The organism is Pseudomonas sp. MD330_10 (assembly GCF_042610415.1).
Taxonomy (GTDB): Bacteria; Pseudomonadota; Gammaproteobacteria; order Pseudomonadales; family Pseudomonadaceae; genus Aquipseudomonas; species Aquipseudomonas rhodesiae.
Genome location: NZ_JBHGZU010000095.1, coordinates 1 through 259, shown reverse-complemented (window position 1 = coordinate 259; position 259 = coordinate 1). Strand labels below are relative to the sequence as shown.

1 protein-coding gene is annotated in these 259 nt (G+C 59.8%); it reads left to right on the top strand.

Features of this window, described 5'->3' with window-relative positions:
* On the top strand, window positions 1–259 hold a 259-nt coding region (locus tag ACFZPT_RS26765), incomplete at both ends, for a sensor histidine kinase (protein ID WP_379559141.1).

The following is a 259-nucleotide window of genomic DNA, read 5'->3' as shown; positions in this document are numbered from 1 at the left end:
CACCGTCCGGGACTACCGTCAGGTTGAGTCACGCCTGTGAGCTGGGCTGGTGGGAATGCCGGATCAGCGACCAGGGCCCAGGTATAGCAACAGAGGATTTGCCGGAGCTGTTCAGCCAGTACCGGCGCTTTTATTCTGCACAGGGCAGCGAAGGGCTGGGGTTGGGGCTGACGATGGTTAAAGCGGTGGTTGATCGCCACAGAGGCCGGATCGACTGCGAAAGTACACTTGGCAAAGGCACCGCCTTCAGCCTACGTTT